Source organism: Dokdonella sp., assembly GCF_017744955.1.
In the GTDB taxonomy this organism is placed as follows: domain Bacteria; phylum Pseudomonadota; class Gammaproteobacteria; order Xanthomonadales; family Rhodanobacteraceae; genus Dokdonella_A.
In genome coordinates, this window is record NZ_JAGIAG010000010.1 from 1 (window position 1) to 25,960 (window position 25,960).

Genomic DNA, 25,960 nt, shown 5'->3' on the forward strand with positions numbered 1-25,960 from the left:
GGCCAGCGCGGCGTCGCCGGCGTCGAGCGCGGCGCGCGCGGCGATCGCCTGGGCGCGCGCCAGCGCTGTCGCGTCGGCCTGCGCCTCGGCTTCGCCGCGGACCTGCTGCAGCAGCGCGGCCGCCTCGCGCAGGCGGCCGTTGGCGCACAGCACCTCGACGCGGACCAGGTCGGCCGCGTGGCGACGCAGCGGATCGTTGACCCGCTCGACCAGATCGCGCATCCGCGCCTCGTTGGCGAGAGCGGCGAGCGGATCGAGCAGCGCCAGTTGCGCATCGGCGAGGTTGATGCGTGCGTTCAATTCGGGAGCGTGCGCGCGGAACATTGCGAAGCGCTCGAGCGCGCCGGTAAGGATCGGCACGGCTTCGGCGAAGCGCTCGCGCGACACCGCCGCGGCGCCGACGTTGGAATCGATGATCGCCAGCCCGAGCGCGTCGCCGGCCGTCGCCAGCGCGATGCGCGCCTGCGCCAGGTCGGCCCGCGCGCCGTGGCGGTCGCGCAGCTCGTCCCGTGCCGCGGCGCGGTTGTTGTAGGCCTTGCCGAGCGGGCCGTAGGCGCGCTCGCGGGCGAGCAGTTCGATCGCGCGCTCCAGGTCGGGCAGGGCGGCGGCCGGCCGGTTGCGCTGCAGCTCGATCCCGGCCAGCGCGTTCAGCGTGCGCGCATGCAGCACAGGGTCCGCGGAAGGCGGTACGTCGCCGGCGAGGCGGCTCAAGGTGGTGCGCGCGGCGTCGAAGTCGCCGCGCTGGAACTCCGCACGCGCGCGCTGGAAGCGCAGCAGCGGCTGGTCGCGCCGCGCCGGCGGCGCCTGCTCGATGAGCTCGCGCACGCGGTCGGTGCGGTCCTCGAGCAGGGCCGCTTCGATCTGCTGCAGCAGCGGATCTCCATCGGGTCCGTTCGGCGCGGGAGCGAGCCCGAGGGAGATGGCGAAGCGGTCGCCGGCGCTGCGCGCGGCAGCGAGTACGTCGGCGCCTTCGCCGACGGCGGGCGCGGCGGCGGAGGCGCCGTGCACGGCGCGCAGCGTCACGCGCCAGCGTCCTTCGAGCGCTTCGGCGCGGGTCTCGATCATCAGCGCCGCGCCGGCCGCGGCGGCGAAGGCGGTCCGCTGCGTGGGATCGGTCGCCACGCGATCGTAGGCGCGCGCCAGCGCGACGACGTTGTCGCTCGGCACGACCTCCTGACCGGCGGCGCGCAGGCGGCTGGCGATCAGGTCCATCACGCCGAAACGGATCCAGCTCGCGTCGGCGTCGCCGACGACCGTGACCGGCAGCACCAGGACGGCCTTCGAAGGGGCCGGCGCGGCAACGGCGGCGGCACTGTGTGGCGGCGCCGGCGGTCGCATCGACACGAGCCCGACGATCGCGGCGAGCGCGCAGATCGCCAGGATGGCGACGACGCTCCCGCGTGACGGCCGAGGCGAAGCCGGGGGCGGCGAGAAAAGGCTCTCGAGATCGACGGGGCGCTCGGGCGTCGCCGGTGGCGGGGCGAGCTCGGTCGCATGCTCTTCGACGTGCGCCAGCCAGTGATAGCCGAAGCGCGGCACGGTGCGGATGATCTGCTGCTCGCGGCCGGTGTCGTCGAGCGCCTTGCGCGCCTGCAGGATGGTCTGGCCGAGCACGCCGTCGCCGACGTCGACCTTGCCCCATACCGCCGCGATCAGCTCGTCGCGGCCGACCGCGCGCTCGCGATGGCCGACCAGGTAGACGACGCAGTCGAATACCTTCGGCGGCAGCGCGACCGGCTCGCTCCCGCGCCGCAGGGTGCGGGTGGCGGTGTCGAGGCGGAAGTCGCCGAAGCGGTACTCGATGGGAGCGATCATTCGTCGGTCGTGGCGTGGGCGGCGCCTCGTCGATGATCGGGAAAGCGCGGGGAATCCTATCAATCGTTCACAACTGATTAATTCAGTTATGAACTATAATGCGGCATGCACAGTCGAAAAACGCCCGCCGCGGACTCCGGCAGCTTCGCCGCCACCGAGGCGCGCATCCGCAGGACGCACCAGCGCTTCCCCGCGTTTCGCCGCGACGCCGCCGTGCTGGTGCGGCTGGTGCGGCACATTCAGGCGCAGGTCCACGACGCCGCCAACGCGATCCTGCGCGAGCACGGCCTGAACCATACCGACTACAACATCCTGATCATGCTGTACGGCAGCGCGGACCACGCCATGAACCCGTCGCAGCTCGGCGGCGCGGCAGGGGAGAAGTCCGCCAACCTCACGCGCATCTGCAACGGCCTGGTCGATCGCGGCCTGGTCGACCGCGTCGCCGATCCGCACGGCGACCGCCGCAAGGTGCTGTTGTCGCTGACGCGGCGCGGCGTCGAACTGCTCGAAGCGCTGCTGCCGGGCATGACGGACCTGCTGGACCGCTGCATGCTCGGCTTCGCGCCGGCCGAACGCGACCAGCTCGAACGGCTGCTCAAGCGCCTGCTCGGCAACGTCGAGGCGCTGGTCCATCCGGCATGAATGCCTACCTGCGAGCGCGGGTGCCGGACGGAGCTTTCGCGGAGGCGGCCGCATTCGCACGCGGCGCCGCGCTGGACTGGCTGTTCGTCGCCAAGGCGGCGCTCGCCGTGCTGCTTACCGCCTGGCTGGCGATGCGGCTGGGCCTGGAGCAGCCGAGCACGGCGATGCTGACGGTGTCGATCGTGATCCATCCGCACAGCGGCATGGTGCTCGCGAAGAGCTTCTATCGCGCGCTCGGCACCCTGGTCGGCTGTCTCGCGGCGCTGGCCATCGTCGGCGCGTTCGCGCAGCAGAGCGTGCCGTTCCTGCTCGCGATGGCGCTGTGGATCGGCCTGTGCGCGGGCGGCGCTTCGCTGCATCGCAATTTCAAGTCCTACGGTTTCGTGCTGGCCGGCTACACCGCGGCGATCGTCGCGCTGCCGGTGGTCAATCATCCGCAGAACGTGTTCGACTCGGCGGTGATGCGCGTCAGCGAGGTCCTGCTCGGCGTGTTCGTCGCCGGCCTGGTCAGCGACGCGATCTTTCCGCAGCGGCTCGGCAACGTGCTGCGCGAGAGCATCCGCGCGCAGTTCGCCGGCTTCATCGTGTTCGCGCGAGAGAGCCTGCGCGGCGCGCTGCCGCGCGGCGATCTCGAGCAGGCGCACCTGCGCTTCGTGCGCGAGGTCGTGCAGATCGAGAACCAGCGCAGCTCGGTGGTGTTCGAGGACGCCGGCGTGCGCGTGCGCAGCCCGCGCATGCGCCTGTTGAACCACGCCTTCATGGCGGCCTCGACCAGCTACCAGTCGCTGCATCATCAGCTGAACCGCCTGCAGGACGAGGCGCAGCGGCCGGTGCGCGAGCGGCTGATGGCGCTCGCCGGCGAACTCGGCGCCGAACTCGCCCCGGTCGAGAGCGCGCCGTTGATGGGACCGCAGGCCGAAGCCCTGACGCGGCGGCTGGCAGCGCTGCGCGAACGCTTTCCAGCCAGCATCGCCGCGCAGCGGCAGGGCCTGGCCGGTCGCGCCGAGCGGCTCGACTTCGACACCGGCGCCGAGCTGATCGGCCGCATCGTCGGCGAGCTGCACGACTACGCGCAGGCGTACGCGGCGCTGGCGTCACCGCAGGCCGCGCGCAGTCCGGCCGAGGTGCCGGCGCCGTTCAGCCGCTCGAACGATTGGGCCGGGTTCCTGATCGCCGCCGCGCGCACCACCGCGACGATGCTCGCGATGGGTGCGTTCTGGCTCGCCAGCGCGTGGCCGGAAGGCGCCAGCGCGATGCTGATCGCGACCGCCTTCAGCGGCGTGATGGCGACCTTGCCCGACCCGCTGCGCGCGGTGCGCGCGATGCTGGTCGGCTACGCCGCCGGCACGCTGGCCGGACTGCTCTGCAGCTACGGCGTGCTCGTGCGCATGGACGGCTTCGCGCTGCTGGCGGCCTCGCTGCTGCCGTTCCTGGCGATCGGTTTCTATCTGATGGCGCGCCCGGCATTGGCCGGCATCGGTTCCGGCTACCTGATCGCGTTCTTCAGCACATTGCCGCTGAAGAATCCGATGACCTTCGACGCGCTCGCCGCGATCAACAGCAGCCTCGCGCAGGCGATCGGCGTGGTCTGCGCGGGATTGGCGTTCATGCTGTTCGCCAGCGCTTCGGACAGCCCGTGGCTGCAAGCGCGGCTGCTGCGCAAGTTGCGATTGCAGGTCGCCAGCGTCTGCCGGTTGCCGCTGGCCGGTCTGCGGCAACGCTTCGAGAGCGCCAGCCGCGACGCGGCGGCGCAGATCGTCGCGCACACGCGTGCCGGCAGCGCCGAGTCTCGATCCCTGCTGGCCTGGTCGCTGGCGGTGCAGGAAACCGGCCACGCGGTCATCGAACTGCGCAAGGCGCTGGCCGCGACCGACGCGCCGGCGGCGCTGCGCGCGCCGATCGAATCCGCGCTGGCGGCACTGGCCATGTTCTACGCCGATCCCGGCCACGAGCGCTATCGGCGCGCGCGCGAACGGTTGTCCGCCGCGCTCGACGAGGCGCGCGGGCACGCGCCTGTGATGGCACCGCTGCATCTGATCAGACTGGCATTGCTCGACCAGCGTTCGGCGCTGGCGGACTTCGTCGAACCACCGCCGCAGGAGAACCCGCATGCCGCGTGAGATCGCGCTTCTCGACGCCCTAGTGCCGGGGCTGTTCCTGGTCTTCCTCGCCAGCCTGGCGCTGCAATGGGCGCTCGACTGGCTGTTCGGCCGCTTCGGCCTGTATCGCCACGTCTGGCATCCGCCGCTGTTCCGGCTCGCGCTGTTCGCCTGCGTGTTCGGCGGCCTCGGCCTGATCGCGATGCGCTGACGCGCCACGCAAGCCTTTCGTCAACGGATACGACCCATGAAAATCCAATCGATCTCGCGTTTCGTGCTGACGGCGCTGGTCGTGCTGGCCGCCGCCGCGGTCGCGCATGCGCTGTGGAAGCGCTACATGTACTCGCCGTGGACGCGCGATGCGCGCGTGCGTGCCGACGTGGTGCGCATCGCACCGGACGTGTCCGGCATCGTGACCACGGTGGCGGTGCGCGACAACCAGGAAGTGCGCAAGGGCGACGTGCTGTTCGCCATCGACCAGGAGCGCTTCCGCTACGCGCTCGAACAGGCCGAGGCGACGCTCGCCGCGGCCGAGGCGGCCGCCCGCGCGGCCGGCGCGAGCAGCGACGCGACGGACGCGGCGATCGCGGCGCGGCGCGCGGATTACCAGAAGGCCGCCGGGCAGTCGGAGCGGCGCCAGAAGATGTCGAACAACGTGATCTCGGCCGAGATGCGCGCCGACGCGGCCGCGACCGCGAGTTCGGCGCGCGCCAGCCTGCACCAGGCCGAGGCGACGCATCACCAGGCGACCGCCTCGCGCGAGCAGGCCGTCGCCGCCGTGCAGCAGGCCGCGGCCGCGCTGGCGCGCGCGAAGCTGGAGCTGGAACGCACCGAGGTGCGCGCCCCGGTCGACGGCTACGTCACCAACCTCGACGTCCATTCCGGCGACTACGCCGCCGCCGGCGCCGCGCGGCTGGCGCTGATCGACCGCAACTCCTACTGGATCTACGGTTACTTCGAGGAAACCAAGCTGCCGTACGTGCACGTCGGCGACGACGTCGAGATCCGCCTGATGGCCGGCGGCGCGCGGCTGCACGGTCGCGTCGAGAGCATCGCGCGCGGCATCGGTGACGTCGACAACCCGACCGGCGCGAACCTGCTGGCGAACGTGGCGCCGACGTTCAGCTGGGTGCGCCTGGCGCAGCGCGTGCCGGTGCGCATCGCGATCGACCTCGAGCACCTGCCGAAGGACCTGACGCTGGCGGCGGGCATGACGGCGACGGTCGTCCTGACGCCGGTGCAGCAGCGCTAGGGTTTGCATCGCCGGGCGAAAGCAAAGGCGTTTCTCGCAGAGGCGCAGAGGCGCGGAGAAAGGCAACGGCAGTATTTCCTTATTTCTTTCTCTGCGTCTCTGCGCCTCTGCGAGAAATCTTCTTAGATCTCGCCGGGTTCGGATGATCGACGCAATGGCGCAACCCCTCAGAAATCCAGTTCCACCGCTGCGCACAGATAGTCGATCATCGGCGCGATGCGCTTGAACGTGTCGACGAGATACGGATGCAGCTCGTCCGAACACGCCAGCGCGTCCGGGAAACCCTGGCCGGCCGCGTAGTTCTTCAGCTTGATGTCCTCGATCAGCTCGTGCGCCGGATCGAAACCGCGCGGCGGGCGCGTCAGCTTCTCGCCCCAGAATTCGAAGCGCTGCTCGAACGCCTTCGTGCGCACGGCCTTCTTCCAGGCCGCCGGATTGTCGGCGAGGAAGTCGCGGATCTTCTTCAAGGTCGCCGGCTCCGGATGCCAGATGCCGCCGCCGGCGAAGCAGTCGCGCGGCTGCAGGTGCATGTAGAACGACGGCGCCTCGATCTCGCGCCGGCGTTCGTGGCCGAAGCGCGCGCCAGCCCAGGTCTTGTACGGCGTCTTGTCGTTGGCGAAGCGCGTGTCGCGATGGATGCGGAACAGCGAACCGCCCTGCGCGCGCGGATCGGCGCGGTAGTGCGCGCTGATCTTCGCCAGCGGCGCCTGCAGGTCGGCGATCAGGCGCAGGTACGGATTGCGCAGTTCGTTCTCGTAGCGTTGCTTGTTGGCGGCGAACCAGGCGCGGTTGTTGTTGGCGGCGAGGTCGCGCAGGAACGCGAACGTCTTCTTCGAAAAATAGGTTTCGGCCATCGTCAATCCTGCGGGAGTTCGTCGGCCCAGCGCTGCAAGGCGTCGAGCAGCGGGACCTTGGCGGGGGGCAGTGCCGGATCGGCGCGCATGCGTTCGATTGTCGCCGAATACTCCTCGCGCGTCAGTGCGGTCAGCGGCGTCGCGGTGTCGAGGCGACGGCGGCAGAACGCCTGCCAGCGTACGCGCTCGTCGGCGTCGAGCGTTTCCGGCCAGTTGCGTGCGCGATAGCGGAACAAGAGCTCCGCGTAGCGCGAGTCGCGGAACGGAAACACGCGCTGGCCGAGCTCGCCCGGCGGCGTTTCGCGCACCAGGCGCAGCAGCTTCTTGTCGGTGTCCGGCAGGAAGCCGTCGTAGAGCGCGAGTTCCGGATCGAGCGCGGCGGCGCGCGCTTCGCCGCGCGAGAACACGCGGTGCAGCTTGGCGATCAGGCCGTCGGCCGCACGCAGGCGCTCGAGGTGCGCCATCGCGCGCTGCGGGTCGAGCGCGATGCGCGCGAGGTCGACGCCTTTCAGTGTGCTGACCGGCGCCAGCGCCGGCGAGCGGTTGGCGTGGATCGTCTTCAACGGGATGCGCTCGATGCCTTCGGGCAGGTCGGCGCGCGCGGTGAACACGCGGTCGGCGACGTCGTCGGCGTCGAGGTCGAGCAGGGGCGTCGGGTCGGCGTCGAGGTCGTAGGCGATCACGCCGTTCGGCAGGCTCGGATGCATCGCCAGCGGCGCGATCATCGCCAGGCAGCCGCGGCTGGCCGGGTAGCGCGAGGAGACGTGCAGCAGCGGCGTCATCTGCGCGACGTCGAGCAGTTCGAACACTCGCTGCTTGCGGCGCAGGGCGAAGTAGAACTCCCACAACCGCGGCTGGCGCACGCGCAGCAGGCGCGCGAGGCCGAGCAGGGCTTCGACGTCGGACACCGCGTCGTGCGCACGCGCCTGCGCGATGCGGTTGGCGGCGGCGAGATCTTCCAGGCGGAAGCTCGGCGTGCCGTCGTCGCGGCGCGGCCATTCGATGCCGTCGGGGCGCAGCGCGTGGCACATGCGCGCGAGGTCGATCAGATCCCAGCGCGAGTTGCCGTCCTTCCACTCGCGCTCGTAGGGATCGTGGAAGTTGCGGTAGAGCAGATTGCGCGTGAACTCGTCGTCGAAGCGCAGCGAGTTGTAGCCGACGCTGCAGGTGCGGGGTTCGGCCATCTGCTCGTTCACCAGCGCGGCGAACTCGGCCTCGACCACGCCCTCGCGCAGCATGCGCTGCGGCGTGATGCCGGTGATCAGGCAGGCTTCCGGATGCGGCAGGACGTCCGGCGCGGGCCGGCAGAAGATCGACAACGGCTCGCCGATCGGTTCGAGGTCCAGCGTCGTGCGCCACGCCGCGAACTGCGCCGGGCGGTCGCGGCGCGGATCGGCGCCGGTGGTCTCGTAGTCGTGCCAGAGGAAGCTCGCGCTCATCCGGGCGAGCATAACGCAGGGTTCTCAATCCGCGCCGGGCCGCCTACACTCGCAGCGGGTTTCGGGGAGCAGCGCATGGCATCGACGAGCGACGAGAATCTGATCTGGATCGACCTGGAGATGACCGGGCTCGACCCCGACCACGACTCGATCCTCGAAATCGCCACGGTCGTCACCGACAAGGACCTGAATCCGCTCGCCGACGGGCCGGAGTTCGCGATCCGCCATCCGCTCGAACGCCTGGAGGCGATGGACGACTGGAACCGCAACCAGCACCGCAAGTCCGGGCTGTGGCAGCGCGTCCTCGAATCGGACATCGACCTCGCCACCGCGGAGGCGCTGACGGTCGATTTCCTGTCGCACTGGGTGCCGCCCGGCAAGTCGCCGATGTGCGGCAACTCGATCTGCCAGGACCGGCGCTTCCTGTACCGGCTGATGCCGCGGCTGGAACGCTACTTCCACTACCGCAACCTCGACGTCTCGACCTTGAAGGAACTCGCGCGCCGCTGGGCGCCCGAGGTGAGCCGCGGCTTCGCCAAGGAATCGGCGCACACCGCGCTCAGCGACGTGCGCGATTCGATCGCGGAGCTGCGCTACTACCGCGTGTTCATGGGTTCGCTCGGCGGCGCGAAGGGCCCGGCCTGAATCGAGCGGCCACGGGAGACGCGCCTACGCGACTCCGCCTGCCCGTGCGTTCCCGCGCGGGAGCCGCCGTCTCCGCAACCACCCCGGCACGCGCGCGGCGAGCAGCACCAGCAGGATCGCGAGATAGATCACCGGCTCGCGCACGGCGATCGTGTTGCCGGACTTGACCAGCCACATGAAGTGCAGCGCGCCGCACAGGCCGACCACGTAGACCAGCCGGTGCAGTTGCAGCCAACGCGGTCCGAGCCGGCGCATCATCGCCTTGGTCGAGGTGACGGCGAGCGGGATCATCAGCAGCCACGCGGCGAAGCCGACCGTGATGTAGGGCTTCTTGGCGATCTCCTCGAACAGCTGCGACCAGAAGCCGCCGAGGTCGACGACCAGGTAGATCGCCAGGTGCACGCTGGCGTAGAAGAACGCGAACAGGCCGAGCATGCGCCGGTAGCGCGTCAGCCAGTGCCACTTCGTCAGCAGGCGCAGCGGCGTGATCGCCAGTGTCGCCAGCAACAGGCGCAGCGCCCAGATGCCGCTGCGATGTTCGAGCCGCGCGACCGGATCGGTGCCGAGCTGGCCGTGCAGCGTGTCCCAGGCGAGCCAAGCCAAGGGCAGCAGGCACAGCGCGAAGACGAACGGCTTGCTGAGGGCGATGCGGTCGACGCGCTTTCGCGGCGAGGCGGCGCGCGCGGTGGCGGTTGCTTCCATCAGAAATTCCTGTGCAGGTCCATGCCCGCGTACAGCGAGGCGACCTGGTCGGCGTAGCCGTTGAAGGGCAGCGTCGCGACGCGGTTGCCGATCAAGTTGAAGCCGCCGCTGCCGGCGATGCGGCGCTCGGTCGCCTGGCTCCAGCGCGGATGGCTCACGTCCGGATTCACGTTGGAATAGAAGCCGTATTCGCGCGGTGCGGACAGATTCCACGAGGTCTTCGGCTCGTGCGTGGCGAACTCGATGCGCACGATCGACTTGATGCCCTTGAAGCCGTATTTCCACGGCACCACCAGGCGCAGCGGCGCGCCGTTCTGGTTCGGCAGCGCGCGGCCGTACAGGCCGACCGCGAGCAGGGTCAGAGGATGCATCGCCTCGTCGATGCGCAGGCCTTCGCGGTACGGCCAGTCGAGCACCGGATAGGCCAGGCCCGGCATCTGCACCGGCCGCCGCACGGTGGTGAAGGCGACGTACTTCGCTTCCGAGGTCGGCTTGAAGCGCTTCAGCACGTCGGCGAGCGGGATGCCGACCCAGGGAATCACCATCGACCACGCCTCGACGCAGCGCATGCGGTAGACGCGCTCCTCGAGCGGATGCGGCTTGAGCAGGTCCTCGAGCGTGAAGGTGCCGGTGACTTCGGCCTTGCCGGTGATCTCCACCGTCCACGGCTGCGGCTCGAAGCGGCCGGAGTTCTTCGCCGGATCGTCCTTGTCGGTGCCGAATTCGTAGTAGTTGTTGTAGTGCGTCGCGTCCTGCCAGCTGGTCTGCGCGTCGGGCAAGGTGTATTCGCCGCGCTTGGCGATCGCCAGTTCGGGCGGCGGCGCCGCGGCAGTGGACGTCGCGCCGCCGTTGCGGCCGCAGCCGGCGAGCAGCGCGGGCACCGCCACGGCGAGCCCCTTCAACAGCTCGCGGCGGCGCAGGTAGACGCTTTCGGACGTGATCTCGGATGGGCGGATGTCGGCGGGCCGGCGCAGCAGCATGGGACGATTCCTCGCAGGTTCTGCACGTACAGACCGCATATGCGGCGAAATGATTTCGCCGGCGCGCGGCGATGATCTAGGTTCGGACCTTGCCGGGAAGGGCATGGCGGGGCCGTGACGGACGGAAGTCGCGCCAGTTGCCAGTTTGTTGCGGCGCGGCATAATGGGGTCGAAAACCGCAGTTCCCAATCTGCCTCCCAGGGAGTGTCCAGTGAGTCGTCAGTACAACTTCAGCTCCGGTCCCGCGGCGCTGCCGGAAGCGGTGTTGCAACAGGCACAGGCCGAACTGCTCGAATGGAACGGCGCGCGCGCATCGGTAATGGAGATCAGCCATCGCGGCAAGGAGTTCATCGCGCTGGCCGAGGAGGCCGAGCGCGACCTGCGCGAGCTGCTGGCGGTGCCTTCGAACTACAAGGTGCTGTTCCTGCAGGGCGGTGCGACGCAGCATTTCGCGCAGATTCCGCTCAACTTCGCGCAGCGCGGACAACGCGCCGACTACGTGCTGACCGGCGACTGGAGCGAGAAGGCGGCGAAGGAAGCCAAGCCCTACGTCGACGTGCGCATCGCCGCGAGTTCGGCGGCGACCCACTACGACCGCATCCCGCCGCGCGCCGAATGGGATCTCGATCCGTCCGCCGCCTACGTGCACGTGACGCCGAACGAGACGATCCGCGGCGTCGAATTCCACGACATCCCCGACGTCGGCGGCGTGCCGCTGATCGGCGACGTCTCCTCGACGATCCTGTCACGCCCGCTCGACGTGTCGAAGTACGGGCTGCTGTATGCCGGCGCGCAGAAGAACATCGGTCCCTCGGGCCTGGTCGTCGTGATCGTGCGCGACGACCTGCTCGAGCGCTGCCCGAAGGACATCCCGAAGATCCTCAACTACGCCGAGCACGCCGCGCAGGGCTCGATGCTGAACACGCCGAACACCTGGGGCTGGTATCTCGCAGGTCTGGTGTTCAAGTGGGTCAAGGCGCAAGGCGGCGTCGCCGCGATGGCCGAGCGCAACCGCGCCAAGGCGGAATGGCTGTACGACTACATCGACGGCTCCGGCTACTACAAGAACCCGGTCGAGCGCTCCGCGCGTTCGTGGATGAACGTGCCCTTCACGCTGCCGCGCGAGGAGCTCGACGCGCCGTTCCTGAAGGAAGCGGAAAAAGCCGGCCTGCTCGCCCTCAAGGGACACCGCACGGTCGGCGGCATGCGCGCCTCGATCTACAACGCGATGCCGCTCGAAGGCGTGCAGGCGCTGGTCGATTTCATGAAGGACTTCGCGCGGCGCAACGGATAAGCAGCCGACGATCCGCTCCGCCGCGCCGGCCCGCGCCGGAGCGGCGAGACACAGCTTTCCGAATCCCGATTCTCCAATCCCCAATCCCGGCCTTCCCATGTTCACCATCCAGATCCTCAACAACATCTCGCGCAACGGCCTCGATCGCCTGCCGTCGACGCTGTACAGCGCGGCCAACGAGGTCGCCGAGCCGGACGCGGTACTGGTGCGCTCGGCCGACATGCACAAGACGCCGATTCCGGCCAGCGTGAAGGCCGTCGCGCGCGCCGGCGCCGGCACCAACAACATCCCGGTCGCGGAGCTGTCCGCGCGCGGCGTGCCGGTGTTCAACGCGCCGGGCGCGAACGCGAACGCGGTGAAGGAACTGGTCGTCGCCGGCATGCTGCTGGCCGCGCGCAATCTCGCAGACGCGCTCGGCTTCGTGCGCAACCTTCAGCCGGGCGAGGACCTGCATCACAAGGTCGAGGCGGAGAAGAAGCGCTTCGTCGGTTCCGAACTCGCCGGCAAGACGCTCGGCGTGGTCGGCCTCGGCGCGATCGGCGTCAAGGTCGCCAACGCGGCGCACGCGCTCGGCATGCGCGTGATCGGCTTCGATCCGCACATGACCGTCGACGGCGCCTGGGCGTTGTCGTCGGAAGTCGCCAAGGCCGGCTCGCTCGCCGAGCTGTTCGCCGGCGCGGACTACCTGAGCTTCCACGTTCCGCTGAACGACAAGACGCGCGGCGTGTTCGGCGCGCAGGCACTGGAGGTGGTGCGGCCGGGCGTGGTGCTGCTGAACTTCGCGCGCGAGGCGATCGTCGACGCCGCGGCGCTGCGCCAGGGGCTGTCCGACGGGCGTATCGGCCGCTACGTGTCGGACTTCCCCGACGGCGACCTGCTCGCCAATCCGCGAGTGATCGCGCTGCCGCACCTCGGCGCCTCGACCGGCGAGGCGGAGGAGAACTGCGCGGTGATGGTGGTCGACCAGCTGCGCGACTTCCTCGAGCACGGCAACGTGCGCAATTCGGTCAACTTCCCCGAGACGCGCATGGCGCGCGCCGGCCAGGCGCGCATCTGCATCGCCAACAGCAACCGGCCGAACATGATCGGCCAGCTTTCGCACGTGCTGGGCGAGGCCGGCGTCAACATCGCGCAGATGCACAACGCCTCGCGCGGCGAACTCGCCTACAGCCTGATCGACGCCGATTCGCCGGTGCCCGACAGCCTGGTCGCGGCGATCGCTTCGATCGACGGCATCCTTTCCGTTCGCGTGATCCAGAACTGAGCAACCGATGGCCGCCAAGCAGAAGAAAACCGAGACCTCCGCTCCCGCGCTGTCCGAGGTGCGCGCGCGCATCGACGGCATCGACCGCCAGATCCAGGCGCTGATCGCCGAGCGCGCCGGCTTCGCGCTGCAGGTGGGCAAGGCCAAGGGCAAGCTCGCCGCGGCGGTCGACTACTACCGGCCCGAGCGCGAGGCGCAGGTGCTGCGCATGGTGGTCGACCGTAACGAGGGGCCGCTCAGCGACGAAGTGCTAGTGCACGTGTTCCGCGAGATCATGTCGGCCTGCCTGGCGCAGCAGGAACCGCTGAAGGTCGGCTACCTCGGCCCCGAGGGCACGTTCAGCCAGCAGGCGGTGCTGAAGCACTTCGGCCGCTCCGCGCACGGTTTGCCGATGGCGAGCATCGAGGAAGTGTTCCAGGAAGTCGAAGCCGGCAACGCGGATTTCGGCGTGGTGCCGGTCGAGAACTCGGGGCAGGGCACGATCCAGGTCACGCTGGACATGTTCCTGACCTCGAACCTCAAGATCTGCGGCGAAGTCGAGCTGCGCGTGCATCAATACCTGCTGTCGCGCTCCGGCCGCATCGAGGACATCGAGCGCATCTACGCGCATCCGCAGTCGTTCGCGCAGACGCAGGCGTGGCTGCGCGGCAACCTGCCGAAGGTCGAGAAGATTCCGGTGTCGAGCAACGCCGAAGGCGCGCGCCGCGCGCGCAACGCCGACGACGCCGCGGCGATCGGCGGCGAGTCGGCCGGACACGTCTACGGCCTGAAGAAGGTCATCATGAAGTCGATCGAGGACCACGCCGACAACACCACGCGCTTCCTCGTGCTCGGCCGCCAGATCTTCCCGCCGTCCGGCCACGACCGCACCTCGGTACTGGTGTTCATCAAGGACCAGCCGGGTGCGCTGTTCAACGTGCTCAGTCCGTTCGCGCGCCACGGCATCAGCATGAATCGCATCGAGTCGCGCCCGTCGCACCAGGCGAAGTGGGAGTACGGCTTCTTCATCGATCTCGACGGCCACGTCGAGGACGAGGCGATGAAGAAGGCACTGGCCGAACTCGAGACGCACGCGGCGCAGATCAAGCTGCTCGGTTCCTACCCGGTCGCGGTGCCGTGAACGCGCGACCGCAGCGAAGCGAGCCGCCGTTCGACGCCGCGCGCCTGGCCAATCCGGCCACGGCGGCGCTGCGCGCCTACGATCCGGGCCACGACCTGCCGGCGCTGCGCCAGCGCTTCGGTGCGGCGATCGCCGAACTCGGTTCGAACGAGAACGCGCTCGGTCCCAGTCCGCGCGCGATCGAGGCGATGCGCGCGGCGCTGGAGGAGAGCTACCGCTATCCCGATCCGCGCGGCGCGGCGCTGAAGGCGGCGCTGTCGGCCCACCTCGGCGTCGATGCCGGACGCATCGCGCTCGGCAACGGGTCGCACGAGCTGTTGATGCTGCTGGCGCAGTGTTTCGCCGATCCGGCGCATTCGGTGGTGTTCTCGCAGTACGGCTTCGCGGTGTTCCCGATCGCCACCGCGGCCGCCGGCGCGCAGCCGATCCGTGTGCCGGCGCTCCCGCGAGAGCATGCGACGGCGCCGTTCGGCCACGATCTCGACGCACTGGCGAAAGCGGTGCGCGAGGACACGCGCCTGGTCTATCTCGCCAATCCGAACAACCCGACCGGCACCTGGTTCGGCGACGCGGCGCTGGCCGACTTCCTCGCGCGCGTGCCGCGCGAGGTGCTGGTCGTCGTCGACGAGGCCTACCACGAGTTCGTCGACGCGCCGGGCCTCGGCAGCGCGCTGCACCTGGCCGAACGGTATCCGAACCTGATCGTCACGCGCACGTTCTCCAAGGCCTACGCACTGGCCGGCTTGCGCGTAGGCTACCTGGTCGCCGATCCCAGCGTCGTCGCCGTGATCGAGCGGCTGCGCGAGTCGTTCAATCTCAACAACGTTGCGCTGGCCGGCGCCGAGGCCGCGCTGGCCGACCGCGAACATCTGCAACGCTCGCGCACGCTCAACGCGAGCGAGCGCGAATGGCTGGTCGCCGAACTCGCGCGACGCGGCTACGCCTGCCTGCCGTCGCAGACGAACTTCGTGCTGGTCGATCTCGCGCGCGACGCGGCCGAGCTGGAAAACCATCTGTTCGAACGCGGCGTGATCGTGCGCCCGATGGGCGGCTACGGCTTGCCGCAGACCTTGCGCATCAGCGTCGGCAGCCGAGACGAGAACCTGCGCCTGCTGGGCGCGCTGCCGTGACGTTCGGGCGCATCGTCGGCGCCGCCCTGCAAGCGATCGGCGTCGCCGCGCTGCTGGCCGTCGCCGCCGGCGCGTACTGGATCTACGGGCCGGCATCGGTGGCGGAACGCCCGTCGCCGATCGTCGAGCCGCTCGACGGCGGCGACCTGCGCACGGCGCTGGCCAGAGCCGGCGTCGATGCCGCCCAGGACTGGTCGGTGATCGCCTCGCTGCACTCGGAGACCGGCCTGGTCGGCCGCAGCCGCTTCGACTACGCCTGCATCCAGCTGCAACGCTTCGAACCGTCCGCCGACGTCGCGCAGGACTGGGCGCGCGAGCCGGAGACCAACCCGCTGCTGCAGCAGGCGCTGGCCGCGGCGCTGGATCAGGCGGGCGCGCACGGCGCGCGCTGCCTGCCCGACGCGACCCGCGCCAACTCGACCGACTTCGCGCGCAATTTCGCCGCCGTCGAATTCGATCGCCGCCTGCCGAACGCCGCCGTGATCTTCCTCTACGAGTGGACGACGCGGCGCCTGTACTACATCGATTTCGCGAGCTGAGCGGACACATGGATTGGATCAGTTCCCCGACCTCCGGCCTGCACGGCGAGCTGTGCGTTCCCGGCGACAAGTCGATCTCGCATCGCGCGATCATGTTCGCGGCGCTGGCCGAAGGCACCTCGCACGTCGACGGTTTCCTCGAAGGCGAGGACACGCGCGCGACGGCGGCGATCTTCGCGCGCATGGGCGTGCGCATCGAAACGCCGTCGGCCTCGCGGCGCGTCGTGCACGGCGTCGGCCTGCACGGCCTGGCCGCGCCGGACGGCGTGCTCGACTGCGGCAATGCCGGCACCGGCATGCGCCTCCTGGCCGGCCTGCTCGCCGGGCAGCGCTTCGATTCGACGCTGAGCGGCGACGTGTCGCTGTCCAGGCGGCCGATGCGGCGCGTGATCGAGCCGCTGGCGGCGATGGGGGCCCACGTCGAGTCGGAGCCGGGCGGCCTGCCGCCGCTGCGCATCCGCGGCGGCTCGGCCTTGCGCGGTATCGACTACGAGCTGCCGGTGGCGAGCGCGCAGGTGAAGTCGGCGGTGTTGCTGGCCGGGCTGTACGCGCAGGGCGAGACCGCGGTGCGCGAGCCGCACCCGACGCGCGACTACACCGAGCGCATGCTGGCCGCGTTCGGCTGGCCGATCTCGTTCGAACCCGGCTGGGCACGCCTGCCCGGCGGGCATCGGCTGCGCGCGACCGACGTCGTGGTGCCGGCGGACTTCTCCTCGGCGGCATTCTTCCTCGTCGCGGCGAGCTTGGTGCCCGATTCGCGCCTGCTGTTGCGCGCGGTCGGGTTGAACCCGCGCCGCACCGGCCTGCTCGACGCGCTGCGCCTGATGGGCGCCGACATCCGCGAGCACGACGTGCGCGAACAGGGCGGCGAGCGCGTCGCCGATCTGGAAGTCCGCCATGCGCAGTTGCGCGGCATCGACGTGCCGGTCGCGCTGGTGCCGGACATGATCGACGAGTTCCCGATCCTGTTCGTCGCCGCGGCGGCGGCGGCGGGCACGACCGCGATTCGCGGCGCGGCCGAGCTGCGCGTGAAGGAATCCGATCGCATCGCGGTGATGGCCAAGGGCCTCGCCGCGCTCGGCGTGCGCATCGCCGAGACGCCGGACGGCGCCGTCATCGAGGGCGGGCCGATCGGCGGAGGGGAGGTCGACAGCGCCGGCGACCATCGCTGCGCGATGAGTCTCGCGGTCGCCGCCGCGCTCGCCCGCGCGCCGGTACGCATCGGCGACTGCGCCAACGTGGCGACCTCGTTCCCGGGATTCGTCGAACTCGCGCGCGGCAGCGGGCTGCGGGTGGAGATCGCCACCGGACGCTAGGCACGGCGAGGGCGGGGCTTCTGGCGTGCGGTACGGCGAGTAAGTACCATCTCGCGCTTTCCGCCGACCCGGCCATGAGCAGACCCGACTCCACCGTCCCCGTGCTGGCCGTCGACGGCCCCTCCGGCTCCGGCAAGGGCACGATCAGCCGTGCGGTCGCCGAGGCGCTGGGCTGGCACCTGCTCGATTCCGGCGCGATCTACCGCGCGGTCGGCTACGCCGCCAGCATGGCCGGCATCGACCTGTCCGACACGGCGGCGGTCACGCGCTGCACCGAGACGGCGAAGATCGTGTTCCGCGATCCGAAGGACGGCGGCGAGACGCGCGTGATCGTCAACGGCCACGACGCCACCGACGAAATCCGCACCGAAACCTGCGGCGCGGCGGCCTCGGCGATCGCCGCGATCCCGGCCGTGCGCGCGGCCCTGCTCGACAAGCAGCGCTCGTTCCGCAAGCCGCCCGGCCTGGTGGCCGACGGGCGCGACATGGGCACGGTCGTTTTTGCCGACGCGCCGTACAAGGTGTTCCTGACCGCGAGCGCCGACGAACGCGCCCGCAGGCGCTATAAACAGTTGAAGGAAAAGGGTTTGGCTGTTACACTTTCAACCCTTTTGCGCGAAATCGAGGCGCGCGACGAGCGCGATGCGACCCGCAAGGTCGCTCCGCTCAGGCCGGCGACAGGGGCGTTGATCATCGACACGACCGGAATTCCGGTGGGCGAGGTCGTCGCACGCGTGCTGGCCGTCGTCCAGTCCGCCTGATTCGAGATTTCGCCGGTTCTACCGAAGGAATCGCCCGTGAGGGCAAACATCCGGCGTCGTGCCGGAACGCGTTCGATGCGGGCGTTTCCGCATCCACAGAAGGTGGGCTGGCGCTCCGTACGGACTCCGGCCTGATCATTTCACTGGAAATCAACATGACAGAAAGTTTCGCTGAACTGTTCGAACAGAGCCAATCGCTGGCCAAGCTGCGCTCCGGCGCGATCGTCACCGGCACCGTCGTCGAGATCCGTCCCGACGTGGTCGTCGTCAACGCCGGCCTGAAGTCCGAAGGCATCATCCCGATCGAGCAGTTCAAGAACGAGCGCGGTGAGCTCGAGATCAACGTCGGCGACGACGTCAAGGTCGCGCTCGACGCGATCGAGAACGGCTTCGGCGAGACCATGCTCTCGCGCGAGAAGGCCAAGCGCTCGCTGGTGTGGGACGAACTGGAAGAAGCGCAGACCGCCAATGCCGCCATCACCGGCCGCATCTCCGGCAAGGTCAAGGGCGGCTTCACCGTCGACATCAAGGACGTCCGCGCGTTCCTGCCGGGCTCGCTGGTCGACGTGCGCCCGGTGCGCGACCCGTCCTACCTCGAGGGCAAGGAACTCGAGTTCAAGATCATCAAGCTCGACCGCAAGCGCAACAACGTGGTCGTCTCGCGCCGCGCGGTCGTCGAGAGCGAGTTCAGCGCCGAGCGCGAACAGCTGCTCGACCGCCTGCAGGAAGGCGCGGTCGTCAAGGGCGTGGTCAAGAACCTCACCGACTACGGCGCGTTCGTCGACCTCGGCGGCATCGACGGCCTGCTGCACATCACCGACATGGCGTGGAAGCGCGTGCGTCACCCGAGCGAAGTCGTCAACGTCGGCGACGAGCTGGAAGTGCGCGTGCTGAAGTTCGACCGCGAGCGCAACCGCGTCTCGCTCGGCCTGAAGCAGCTCGGCGAGGATCCGTGGGTGCAGATCGCGCGCCGCTATCCGACCGGCACGCGTCTGTTCGGCAAGGTCTCCAACGTCACCGACTACGGCTGCTTCGTCGAGCTGGAGCCGGGCGTCGAGGGCCTGGTGCACGTGTCCGAGATGGACTGGACCAACAAGAACGTCAACCCGGCCAAGGTCGTGCAGGTCGGCGACGAGGTCGAGGTCATGGTGCTCGACGTCGACGAAGAGCGTCGCCGCATCTCGCTCGGCATGAAGCAGACCAGCGCCAATCCGTGGGAAGCGTTCGCCGCGATCCACAAGAAGAACGACAAGGTCGCCGGCACCATCAAGTCGATCACCGACTTCGGCATCTTCGTCGGCCTGGACGGCGGCATCGACGGCTTGGTGCATCTGTCCGACATCTCCTGGCAGACCACCGGCGAAGACCTCGTGCGCAACTTCAAGAAGGGCGACGAGATCGAGGCCGTGGTTCTGGCGGTCGATCCGGAACGCGAGCGCATCTCGCTCGGCATCAAGCAGCTCGAGCAGGATCCGTTCGGCCAGTTCATGGCGGCGCATCCGCGCGGCAGCATCCTCACCGGCACCGTGCGCGAAGTCGACGCCAAGGGCGCGACGATCGACCTCGGCGACGGCGTCGAGGGCTACCTGCGCGCGAACGACATCGCCAAGGAGCGCATCGAGGACGCGACCCTGCACCTCAAGGTCGGCGACTCGGTCGAGGCGAAGTTCGTCGGCATGGACCGCAAGGGCCGCAGCCTGCAGCTGTCGATCCGCGCGAAGGACGAGGACGAGCTGCAGAGCACGCTGGAGGAATACCAGAGTGCTTCCGGCGGCACGACCAAGCTCGGCGCGCTGCTCAAGGAACAGCTGAACCGCTGATGCAACCCGGCGGCGCGCGGATCGGTCCGCGCGCCGCATCGCACGATGCGCGCATCTTCACCGGTGCGCGCTTTTTTTCACGAGAAACAAAGCTGATACCGCGATGACCAAGTCGGAGTTGATCGAGGCACTGGCCGAACGGCAGAAACATCTGGCCGCCAACGACGTCGAGCTGGCCGTGAAGAGCGTGCTCGAGCAGATGAGCCAGTCGCTGTCCAACGGCGAACGCATCGAGATTCGCGGTTTCGGAAGCTTCTCGCTGCACTACCGTCCGCCGCGCATGGGCCGCAACCCGAAGACCGGCGACTCGGTCGCGCTGCCCGGCAAGCACGTGCCGCACTTCAAGCCCGGCAAGGAACTGCGCGAGCGCGTCAACGAGTCGGCCGCCAAGCTGACCGACGCGGCCTGATCCCCGCGTGGTCCGAGCAGGGCCGCGTTCGAGCGCGGGCGCGTCATGCTAACGTTGACGCACTGCCGCATCCCGGCGGCACCGGTCCGAAATCGGCACTGCAGAGCATGCGTCTGATCCTGATCCTGCTGATACTTCTCGTCGTGGTCGCCGGCGCCTGGTTCGGCGCGCTGAACGCCACGTCGACGCCGCTCGATTTCCATTTCTTCCGCCTGGAGGCGCCGATCGGCTTCGCGCTGCTCGCCAGCCTTCTGCTCGGCTGGCTGCTCGGCGGCTTGGTCGCCTGGCTCGGCCCGACGGCGCGCCTGCGCCGCGAACTGCGCCGGCTGCGGCAGGAACTGCGCGAAGCGCGCGCGCAGCCGGCGAAGACGGACCCGGCATGAACGAACTGGCGTTGTTGTTCCTCCTGCTGCCGGTCGCCGCGTTCTCCGGCTGGATGCTCGGCCGCCGCGGCGGCGAACGCACCTCCGGCGCGCGCGTCAGCGAGCTGTCGACGAGCTACTTCCGCGGCCTCAACTACCTGCTGAACGAGCAGCAGGACAAGGCGATCGAGGTGTTCCTCAAGCTCGCCGAGATCAATCGCGACACCGTCGAGACCCATCTGGCCCTCGGCAACCTGTTCCGCCGCCGCGGTGAAGTCGATCGCGCGATCCGCGTGCACCAGCACCTGATCGCGCGGCCGAACCTGAGCCAGGAGGAGAAGACTATTGCGCTGCTCGAACTCGGCGAGGACTACATGCGCGCCGGCCTGCTCGACCGCGCCGAGACCCTGTTCACCGACCTGGTCGCGATGGACGCGCTGGCGCCTTCGGCGCTCAAGCACCTGATCGCGATCTACCAGCACGAGCGCGACTGGAACAAGGCGATCGAGCACGCGCGCCGGCTGGAGCAGCTCACCGGCGAGTCGCAGGGCGCGACGATCGCGCAGTTCTACTGCGAGCTGGCCGAGCAGGCGCGCGCACACGGTGCGCACGAGGAGGCGCGCGAACGCGTCGCCGACGCGTTCGCGGCGCAGGCCGATTGCGTGCGCGCGAGCATGATCGAAGGACACATCGAATCCTCCGCGGGCCATTTCGACGCGGCGATCCGCGCGTTCGAGCGCGTCGCCGAGCAGGACGTCGACTACGTCCCGGAGATCCTCTCGCCGCTGCTCGACTGCTACGCGCGCGCGCAGCAGATGCAGCGCGCCGAGCGCTTTCTGCTCGACATCACCGAACGCTACCAGGGCGTGTCGCCAGTGCTCGCCCTGGCCAAGCTGTACGCGACGACGCGCGGCGAGGCGGCGGCGGTCGAGTTCCTCAACCGCATCCTGCGCCAGCGACCGTCGGTGCGCGCGCTGATGGCGCTGATCGACGTGAACCTGCACACCGCCAGCGGCGACGCGCGCGACAACTTCCTGATCCTGCGCGATCTCACGCACAAGCTCGTCGAAGGCAAGGCGATGTACCGCTGCAACCGCTGCGGCTTCGGCGCCAAGGCGCACCATTGGCAGTGCCCGAGCTGCAAGAGCTGGGGCTCGGTGCGACCGATCCACGGCGTGGTCGGCGAATAGGCCTTCATGGCGTCGATATCGCCCAGCGTCGCGATCGCGCTGATGGTCGCCGCGGCGCTGCTGTCGGCGACGCTGACCTGGCTCAGCATCCGCTATGCGATGCGCGTGCGCCTGATCGACGAGCCGGGCCGGCGCCGCTCGCACTCGGTGCCGACGCCGCGCGGCGGCGGCATCGCGATCGTCGCGACGATCGCGCTGTGCGTCGGCGTTCCGCTTGCGTTATGGAGTCCGCCGCAGCTGTTCGTGATCGCGGCGCTGCTGCTGGTCGCCGCGGTCGGCTGGATCGACGACCATCGTCCGCTCAGCGCGCGCCTGCGCCTCCTGGTGCACTGGGCGTCGGTGCTGCTGCTGTTCGTGCCGGTGCTGTTCGATCCGGCGCTTTCGCCCGGCACGATCCGCGGCATGGGGTGGGGCTACGGCGGCGCATTCCTGGTGATCGGGCTGGTCGTCGTCTGGAGCATCAACCTGCACAACTTCATGGACGGCATCGACGGCCTATTGGCCATGCAGGCGTTGTTCTGCCTCGGCGTCTTCGCGGTGCTGCTGGCGCAGGCCGGCGACGTCGGTCCGGCCTTGGCCGTGGGGGCCGCCGCCGCCGCGGTACTCGGCTTCCTGCCGTTCAATTTCCCGCGCGCGCGGATTTTCATGGGCGACGTCGGCAGCGGCGCGCTCGGTCTGGCGATCGGCCTGGCCGCGATCGCATTCGCCGGGCACGGCTGGGCAGCCGCGGCGGGAGCGGCCGTGGTCGTCTCGGCCTTCGTCACCGATGCGACCTGCACCTTGCTTTCGCGCATGCTGCGCGGTCGGCGTTGGTATAGTGCGCACCGCGAACACCTCTACCAGTGGCTGGTGCGCAGCGGCTTCTCGCATGCGCAGGTCGTCGCGCTGTACATGACGTGGAACCTCCTGCTCGTGCTGCCTGTCGTCTACTGGATGAATCGCTCGTCCCCATCTCCTGCGGTCTGCGTCGGCATCGCGACGGCGGTCTATGCGTCGGCGGCCGCCGTCTGGTGGCGCGGCAAGCGCTGGTGTCTGGCGGCGGCAGGCGTACGAGGCGACCATGCTGCGTAAGCTGATCGCAGCCATCCATCCGCGGCTCGCCGTGGTCGCGCACGACATGCTGATGGTCTGGCTGGCCTGGACCGCGGTCAGCATGCTGCGCTGGTCGCTGGCGCCCAATCCCTCGCCGGTGTCGCTGTTCGACACCGAGGTCTGGCTGGTGCTCGCCGCGCAGGGCCTGATCTTCTGGTGGACCGGTCTCTACCGCGGCCTCTGGCGCTTCGCCAGCGTGCCGGACATCTGGAACATCTTCCGCGCCTGCATCCTCGGCGCGTTCGCCGCGGCGATCACGCTGTTCCTGTACAACCGTCTCGTCACCGTGCCGCGTACGGTACTGGCGATCTATCCGCTGGTACTCGCGGTGTTGCTCGGTGGACCGCGCCTGCTGTACCGCTACTGGAAGGACAGCCGGCTCGACTTCGTCACGCGCACGCCGAGCCAGCGCGTGCTGGTGCTCGGCGCCGGCAAGGCGGGCGAGGCGCTGGTGCGCGACTTGAAGCGCGAGAACCGCTACGCGCCGGTCGGTTTTCTCGACGACAACGCGCAGCTGCGCGGCGCGCGCCTGCACGGCATTCCGGTGCTCGGCACGCTCGACCAGTTGCCGCAACTCGCGCGCGAGACCGCGGCGGAAATGCTGGTGATCGCGATGCCGGCGGCGAACAAGGTGCAGATGCGGCGCGCGGTGGAACTGTGCGAGAACAGCGGCCTGCCGTTCCGCACCGTGCCGCGGCTGGAAGACGTCGTCGCCGGGCGCTCGAGCTTCAACGAGTTGAAGAAGGTCGCGATCGAGGACCTGCTCGGCCGCGAGCAGGTGCAGCTCGACTGGACCGCGATCCGCACGCGCCTGGCCGGCAAGCGCGTGCTGGTCAGCGGCGGCGGCGGCTCGATCGGCGCGGAACTGTGCCGCCAGATCGCGCGGCTCGGCGCCGAATCGCTGACGGTGCTGGAACTGTCGGAATTCAACCTGTACACGATCGAGCAGGAACTGCGGCGCGATTTTCCCGATCTGCTGTTCAACGCCTGGCTCGGCGACTGCGGCGACGCCGCGGCGTGCGAGCGCGTGTTCGCGATCGCCAAGCCGCAGATCGTCTTCCACGCCGCCGCCTACAAGCACGTGCCGCTGCTGCAGGGGCAGATCCGCGAGGCGTTCCGCAACAACGTGCTCGGCACCAAGGTCATCGCCGAGGCGGCCGACCGCAGCGGCGTCGAGAGCTTCGTGCTGATCTCGACCGACAAGGCGGTCAACCCGACCAGCGTGATGGGCGCCTGCAAGCGCGTGGCCGAGATCTTCTGCCAGAACTTCGCGCAGGCCTCGCAGACGCGCTTCATCACCGTGCGTTTCGGCAACGTGCTCGACTCGGCCGGATCGGTGGTGCCGCGTTTCCGCGAGCAGATCCGCGCGGGCGGCCCGGTGACGGTCACGCACCCGGAGATCACGCGCTACTTCATGACGATTCCGGAAGCCTGCCAGCTGATCCTGCAGGCGTCGGTGCTCGGCAACGGCGGCGAGATCTTCGCGCTGGACATGGGCGAGCCGATCAAGATCCGCGACCTGGCCGAGCAGATGATCCGTCTCGCCGGACGCCAGGAAGGGCACGAGATCGCGATCGTCTACACCGGGCTGCGACCCGGCGAGAAATTGTTCGAAGAACTGTTCCATGCGCAGGAGCACTACAGCGACACCGCGCATGCGAAGATCTTCCTGGCGCAGCCGCGCAGCATGGCCTGGAGCCTGCTGCTGGCGCAGCTGCGCCACGGCGAGCAGGCGATGCGCGACTTCGACGAGGACGGCCTGCGCCGCGTCGTCGAGCAGCTGCTGCCGGAGTTCGCCACAGGCGGCCACAGCAACGAGGCGACCGTGGTCGCGCTCGACACACGACGAGGATAGGGAATGAGCAAGCGCTTGCGTAAAGTCGTCTTTCCGGTCGCCGGTCTCGGCACGCGCTTCCTGCCGGCGACCAAGGTCGTCGCCAAGGAAATGCTGCCGGTGCTGGACCGCCCGCTGATCCAGTACGCGGTGGACGAAGCCGTCGACGCCGGCGCCGACACGCTGATCTTCGTGACCAACCGCTACAAGCACGCCATCGCGGACTACTTCGACAAAGCCTACGAGCTGGAGAGCAAGCTCGCGCAGTCGGGCAAGAACGAGCTGCTGGCGATGGTGCAGGGCACCTTGCCGAAGAACGTGCGCTGCGTGTTCGTGACGCAGCCCGAGGCGCTCGGCCTCGGCCACGCGGTGCTGTGCGCCAAGCCGGTGGTCGGCGACGAGCCGTTCGGCGTGATCCTGCCGGACGACCTGATCACCAACGGCAAGGGCGCCGGCGCGCTGCGCCAGATGTCCGAGCTGTCGCTGCGCGAGAACGGCGCCGGCGTCATCGCGGTCGAGGAAGTCGCGCGCGAGCAGACCGACAAGTACGGCATCGTCGATGCGAGCCCGTTGTCCGAGCGCGCGGCGAAGATCAACCTCGTGGTCGAGAAACCCAAGCCCGACGTGGCGCCGTCCAACCTCGCCATCGTCGGCCGCTACGTGCTGCCCGGCCGCATCTTCGAGCTGCTCGAGACGACCAAGCCCGGTGCCGGCGGCGAGATCCAGCTCACCGATGCGATCGAGGCGCTGCTCGCCGAGCGTTCGGTGCTGGCCTATCGCTTCGAGGGCACGCGCTTCGACTGCGGCAACAAGCTCGGGCTGGTGCAGGCGACCTTGCACATGGCGCTCGCCGACGCGCAGATCGGCGCCGCGACGCGCGAACTGCTGCGGAATTCGCAGGCGTGAAGCACTGGCTGCTGTTGGCCGGCCTGTGTGCGCTCTCGGCGCAGGCGGCCGAGCCGGCCGCGGCGGATCGCTTCGAGCGCCTGAAGGCGCTCGCCGTGGGCGAATGGCAGGGCGAAGCGGCGAACGGCGCGACGCTGCACGTGAACTACAAGACGATCTCGCGCGGTTCCGCGCTGGTCGAGATCTGGCAGCCCGGCACGCGCGCCGAGACGATGACGGTGTTCCATCGCGACGGCGATCGCGTGCTCGCGACGCATTACTGCGCGCAGGGCAACCAGCCGCGGCTGGCCTTGCGGCAGGGGGAAACCGATTTCGCGTTCGAGTACCTCGACGCGACCAACCTGCAGGACAGCGCTTCGCATCTGCACCGGCTCGTGTTCGCGCCGGCCGCCGACGGCGGTTTGCAGCGCGAGGAGACCTATCGCGGCGCGTCCGGCGAGGAAACCAGCCGGCTGCGCCTGCGGCGGACCGCGGCGGTTCCCTGAGGCGGCG

25 protein-coding genes are annotated in these 25,960 nt (G+C 69.4%); 20 read left to right on the forward strand and 5 right to left on the reverse strand.

Going from position 1 to position 25,960, the window contains the following annotated elements; translation table 11 throughout:
- Positions 1–1,815: winged helix-turn-helix domain-containing protein (locus tag J7520_RS16415; RefSeq protein WP_291190514.1), on the reverse strand; the 1,815-nt coding region annotated here is incomplete at its 3' end.
- A 105-nt stretch (positions 1,816–1,920) separates the two neighbouring features.
- Between J7520_RS16415 and J7520_RS16420 the strand changes: the two genes are divergently transcribed.
- Genes J7520_RS16420 through J7520_RS16435 form a run of 4 tightly spaced genes read left to right on the forward strand, consistent with a single transcriptional unit; the run spans position 1,921 to position 5,811 of the window.
- Positions 1,921–2,460, forward strand: coding sequence for a MarR family transcriptional regulator (locus J7520_RS16420; RefSeq protein WP_291190519.1), 540 nt, complete (start codon positions 1,921–1,923; stop codon positions 2,458–2,460).
- Entirely contained in the window at positions 2,457–4,580 is a 2,124-nt protein-coding gene (locus J7520_RS16425; RefSeq protein ID WP_291190522.1) for an FUSC family protein, read from the forward strand. The genes J7520_RS16420 and J7520_RS16425 overlap by 4 nt, the downstream gene beginning before the upstream one ends.
- Positions 4,570–4,770 (forward strand): DUF1656 domain-containing protein, encoded by a 201-nt coding sequence (locus J7520_RS16430; RefSeq protein WP_291190525.1) that lies wholly within the window; start codon positions 4,570–4,572, stop codon positions 4,768–4,770. Before J7520_RS16425 ends, J7520_RS16430 begins: the two co-directional genes overlap by 11 nt.
- Before the next feature lie 36 nt (positions 4,771–4,806).
- Entirely contained in the window at positions 4,807–5,811 is a 1,005-nt protein-coding gene (locus J7520_RS16435) for an HlyD family secretion protein (RefSeq protein WP_291190529.1), read from the forward strand.
- Between the two features lie 167 nt (positions 5,812–5,978).
- Here the strand turns inward: J7520_RS16435 and J7520_RS16440 are convergent, their stop codons facing one another.
- Together J7520_RS16440 and sbcB are read right to left on the reverse strand one after the other, a co-directional pair.
- Positions 5,979–6,665: a DUF2461 domain-containing protein gene (locus J7520_RS16440; protein WP_291190532.1), complete on the reverse strand. Its 687-nt coding sequence runs from the start codon at positions 6,663–6,665 to the stop codon at positions 5,979–5,981.
- 2 nt (positions 6,666–6,667) lie between these two features.
- The gene (sbcB, locus tag J7520_RS16445; RefSeq protein ID WP_291190535.1) at positions 6,668–8,104 is read right to left on the reverse strand and encodes an exodeoxyribonuclease I; all 1,437 of its coding nucleotides are present in this window, start codon (positions 8,102–8,104) and stop codon (positions 6,668–6,670) included.
- Between the two features lie 75 nt (positions 8,105–8,179).
- Between sbcB and orn the strand changes: the two genes are divergently transcribed.
- Positions 8,180–8,749, forward strand: coding sequence for an oligoribonuclease (gene orn, locus J7520_RS16450; protein WP_291190538.1), 570 nt, complete (start codon positions 8,180–8,182; stop codon positions 8,747–8,749).
- Between the two features lie 24 nt (positions 8,750–8,773).
- Here the strand turns inward: orn and J7520_RS16455 are convergent, their stop codons facing one another.
- Entirely contained in the window at positions 8,774–9,451 is a 678-nt protein-coding gene (locus tag J7520_RS16455; RefSeq protein WP_291190541.1) for a protein-methionine-sulfoxide reductase heme-binding subunit MsrQ, read from the reverse strand.
- The gene (gene msrP / locus J7520_RS16460) at positions 9,451–10,431 is read right to left on the reverse strand and encodes a protein-methionine-sulfoxide reductase catalytic subunit MsrP (protein WP_291190544.1); all 981 of its coding nucleotides are present in this window, start codon (positions 10,429–10,431) and stop codon (positions 9,451–9,453) included. The genes J7520_RS16455 and msrP overlap by 1 nt, the downstream gene beginning before the upstream one ends.
- A 211-nt stretch (positions 10,432–10,642) precedes the next feature.
- Between msrP and serC the strand changes: the two genes are divergently transcribed.
- From serC to J7520_RS16535, 15 genes are all read left to right on the forward strand, one after another.
- Complete coding sequence (gene serC / locus J7520_RS16465) at positions 10,643–11,725, forward strand: 3-phosphoserine/phosphohydroxythreonine transaminase (RefSeq protein ID WP_291190548.1); 1,083 nt, start codon at positions 10,643–10,645, stop codon at positions 11,723–11,725.
- A gap of 97 nt (positions 11,726–11,822) precedes the next feature.
- Entirely contained in the window at positions 11,823–12,989 is a 1,167-nt protein-coding gene (locus J7520_RS16470) for a phosphoglycerate dehydrogenase (protein WP_291190551.1), read from the forward strand.
- A 7-nt stretch (positions 12,990–12,996) separates the two neighbouring features.
- Entirely contained in the window at positions 12,997–14,109 is a 1,113-nt protein-coding gene (pheA, locus tag J7520_RS16475; protein WP_291190553.1) for a prephenate dehydratase, read from the forward strand.
- The gene (gene hisC, locus J7520_RS16480; RefSeq protein WP_291190557.1) at positions 14,106–15,239 is read left to right on the forward strand and encodes a histidinol-phosphate transaminase; all 1,134 of its coding nucleotides are present in this window, start codon (positions 14,106–14,108) and stop codon (positions 15,237–15,239) included. The genes pheA and hisC overlap by 4 nt, the downstream gene beginning before the upstream one ends.
- Positions 15,236–15,778 (forward strand): hypothetical protein, encoded by a 543-nt coding sequence (locus J7520_RS16485; protein WP_291190560.1) that lies wholly within the window; start codon positions 15,236–15,238, stop codon positions 15,776–15,778. The genes hisC and J7520_RS16485 overlap by 4 nt, the downstream gene beginning before the upstream one ends.
- An 8-nt stretch (positions 15,779–15,786) precedes the next feature.
- The gene (gene aroA, locus J7520_RS16490; RefSeq protein ID WP_291190563.1) at positions 15,787–17,094 is read left to right on the forward strand and encodes a 3-phosphoshikimate 1-carboxyvinyltransferase; all 1,308 of its coding nucleotides are present in this window, start codon (positions 15,787–15,789) and stop codon (positions 17,092–17,094) included.
- A 74-nt stretch (positions 17,095–17,168) separates the two neighbouring features.
- A complete protein-coding gene (gene cmk / locus J7520_RS16495; RefSeq protein WP_291190566.1) occupies positions 17,169–17,855 on the forward strand; it encodes a (d)CMP kinase in 687 nt (228 codons plus the stop codon).
- Positions 17,856–18,010: 155 nt separating this feature from the next.
- Complete coding sequence (gene rpsA, locus J7520_RS16500) at positions 18,011–19,675, forward strand: 30S ribosomal protein S1 (protein WP_291190569.1); 1,665 nt, start codon at positions 18,011–18,013, stop codon at positions 19,673–19,675.
- Positions 19,676–19,712: 37 nt separating this feature from the next.
- A complete protein-coding gene (locus tag J7520_RS16505) occupies positions 19,713–20,084 on the forward strand; it encodes an integration host factor subunit beta (RefSeq protein ID WP_291190767.1) in 372 nt (123 codons plus the stop codon).
- Between the two features lie 107 nt (positions 20,085–20,191).
- The gene (locus J7520_RS16510) at positions 20,192–20,467 is read left to right on the forward strand and encodes a lipopolysaccharide assembly protein LapA domain-containing protein (RefSeq protein ID WP_291190572.1); all 276 of its coding nucleotides are present in this window, start codon (positions 20,192–20,194) and stop codon (positions 20,465–20,467) included.
- Positions 20,464–21,636: a lipopolysaccharide assembly protein LapB gene (gene lapB / locus J7520_RS16515; protein ID WP_291190575.1), complete on the forward strand. Its 1,173-nt coding sequence runs from the start codon at positions 20,464–20,466 to the stop codon at positions 21,634–21,636. Before J7520_RS16510 ends, lapB begins: the two co-directional genes overlap by 4 nt.
- A gap of 6 nt (positions 21,637–21,642) precedes the next feature.
- On the forward strand, positions 21,643–22,707 hold the full coding sequence (locus J7520_RS16520) for a glycosyltransferase family 4 protein (protein ID WP_291190578.1): 1,065 nt from the start codon (positions 21,643–21,645) through the stop codon (positions 22,705–22,707).
- Positions 22,697–24,583: a nucleoside-diphosphate sugar epimerase/dehydratase gene (locus J7520_RS16525; RefSeq protein WP_291190581.1), complete on the forward strand. Its 1,887-nt coding sequence runs from the start codon at positions 22,697–22,699 to the stop codon at positions 24,581–24,583. Before J7520_RS16520 ends, J7520_RS16525 begins: the two co-directional genes overlap by 11 nt.
- Before the next feature lie 3 nt (positions 24,584–24,586).
- Entirely contained in the window at positions 24,587–25,468 is an 882-nt protein-coding gene (galU, locus tag J7520_RS16530) for a UTP--glucose-1-phosphate uridylyltransferase GalU (RefSeq protein WP_291190584.1), read from the forward strand.
- A complete protein-coding gene (locus J7520_RS16535; protein WP_291190586.1) occupies positions 25,465–25,953 on the forward strand; it encodes a hypothetical protein in 489 nt (162 codons plus the stop codon). Before galU ends, J7520_RS16535 begins: the two co-directional genes overlap by 4 nt.
- The last annotated feature ends 7 nt before the right edge of the window (positions 25,954–25,960 follow it).

Coding starts and splice junctions, on each gene's coding strand:
- J7520_RS16510 (WP_291190572.1), top strand. CDS start 20,192: ATGCGTCTGATCCTGATCCTGCTGATACTTCTCGTCGTGGTCGCCGGC.
- J7520_RS16525 (WP_291190581.1), top strand. CDS start 22,697: ATGCTGCGTAAGCTGATCGCAGCCATCCATCCGCGGCTCGCCGTGGTC.
- J7520_RS16520 (WP_291190578.1), top strand. CDS start 21,643: ATGGCGTCGATATCGCCCAGCGTCGCGATCGCGCTGATGGTCGCCGCG.
- J7520_RS16420 (WP_291190519.1), top strand. CDS start 1,921: ATGCACAGTCGAAAAACGCCCGCCGCGGACTCCGGCAGCTTCGCCGCC.
- msrP (WP_291190544.1), bottom strand. CDS start 10,431: ATGCTGCTGCGCCGGCCCGCCGACATCCGCCCATCCGAGATCACGTCC.
- lapB (WP_291190575.1), top strand. CDS start 20,464: ATGAACGAACTGGCGTTGTTGTTCCTCCTGCTGCCGGTCGCCGCGTTC.
- aroA (WP_291190563.1), top strand. CDS start 15,787: ATGGATTGGATCAGTTCCCCGACCTCCGGCCTGCACGGCGAGCTGTGC.
- orn (WP_291190538.1), top strand. CDS start 8,180: ATGGCATCGACGAGCGACGAGAATCTGATCTGGATCGACCTGGAGATG.
- sbcB (WP_291190535.1), bottom strand. CDS start 8,104: ATGAGCGCGAGCTTCCTCTGGCACGACTACGAGACCACCGGCGCCGAT.
- rpsA (WP_291190569.1), top strand. CDS start 18,011: ATGACAGAAAGTTTCGCTGAACTGTTCGAACAGAGCCAATCGCTGGCC.
- J7520_RS16430 (WP_291190525.1), top strand. CDS start 4,570: ATGCCGCGTGAGATCGCGCTTCTCGACGCCCTAGTGCCGGGGCTGTTC.
- J7520_RS16470 (WP_291190551.1), top strand. CDS start 11,823: ATGTTCACCATCCAGATCCTCAACAACATCTCGCGCAACGGCCTCGAT.
- pheA (WP_291190553.1), top strand. CDS start 12,997: ATGGCCGCCAAGCAGAAGAAAACCGAGACCTCCGCTCCCGCGCTGTCC.
- J7520_RS16435 (WP_291190529.1), top strand. CDS start 4,807: ATGAAAATCCAATCGATCTCGCGTTTCGTGCTGACGGCGCTGGTCGTG.
- J7520_RS16455 (WP_291190541.1), bottom strand. CDS start 9,451: ATGGAAGCAACCGCCACCGCGCGCGCCGCCTCGCCGCGAAAGCGCGTC.
- cmk (WP_291190566.1), top strand. CDS start 17,169: ATGAGCAGACCCGACTCCACCGTCCCCGTGCTGGCCGTCGACGGCCCC.
- J7520_RS16425 (WP_291190522.1), top strand. CDS start 2,457: ATGAATGCCTACCTGCGAGCGCGGGTGCCGGACGGAGCTTTCGCGGAG.
- galU (WP_291190584.1), top strand. CDS start 24,587: ATGAGCAAGCGCTTGCGTAAAGTCGTCTTTCCGGTCGCCGGTCTCGGC.
- J7520_RS16440 (WP_291190532.1), bottom strand. CDS start 6,665: ATGGCCGAAACCTATTTTTCGAAGAAGACGTTCGCGTTCCTGCGCGAC.